Source organism: Capnocytophaga sp. oral taxon 863 str. F0517 (assembly GCF_000466425.1).
Classification (GTDB): domain Bacteria; phylum Bacteroidota; class Bacteroidia; order Flavobacteriales; family Flavobacteriaceae; genus Capnocytophaga.
The window spans coordinates 1-897 of sequence record NZ_KE992093.1 but is presented as its reverse complement, the minus strand read 5'-3'; the positions used below and the strand labels follow the sequence as shown (position 1 = coordinate 897).

At 28.1% G+C, this 897-nt stretch carries 2 pseudogenes; both read left to right on the top strand.

The features are described from left to right. Positions 1-292: pseudogene (locus HMPREF1551_RS02385) on the top strand (hypothetical protein); the annotation flags it as partial. A gap of 40 nt (positions 293-332) precedes the next feature. Continuing rightward, positions 333-897, top strand: a pseudogene (locus HMPREF1551_RS02380) (hypothetical protein); the annotation flags it as partial.

Genomic DNA, 897 nt, shown 5'->3' with positions numbered 1-897 from the left:
ATATGGTATGTGGGATAAAATGGAAAAAATGAACCTAAAAAAATATGGAGTTAGTGGGAATACAAGTCTACAAGGAGATTTATTGTATTTTTATAATGACAAAGAATTACAATTTGGCATTTTAGACATCAACACCAAGGAAATTATCTATGTTTCAGAGCCTATTGCTGTAGTGGAAAGAGATGATAGTTTTACTCGCCTTAGAGATTTAAAAGTCTCAGAAAATAAGGTGTATATCTTAGATAGTAATCATACGTTACATATTTTTGAAAGAGAAGAGAAAAAAATATAGTTCTTACTTCTATTTTTAACTTTATAAAAGCTGAATAATTATGTTTTGTGAAAGTAGAACAATAAACAATGTAATAGCTTATGTGAATGAATATTACATTAATAGCAAAGGACTCTTTAATGCTCAATCAAATGAATGTCTATTAGAAATTTCTGGACAGCAAGAACTATATCCCTTTGGAAAAGACCATTTGATATCAAGAGAGATTGTGTATGGAGATTCTGCCATAATCAATATTAACGATTTAATTATTGTTATTAATAATTATAGGATAGAAGCTCAGAATTACCCTTACTTTTCTTTTTATGAAGTTGATGATAAACCACAAGAAGGGATTTATGATTTTGAAAAGAAAGAAATACTTTTTGAAGCTACAAGTTGGTTAGGAAGAAGTATTATAGACAAGTATATATTTCGTGATTTTAAAAAGAAAATAGCTTGTAGAAAAATAGATTCAGATTTAATTCTTTGGGAGTTTCCTCTTGCTTCACTTGGTAAAGGTAAAGATTACAGTACAGATGAAGAATTTGACTATGAAGTAGAACAAATTGTAGGAATATATAACAATATCCTTTGGGTTTATATAGAAAGAGGTGGATTTATTG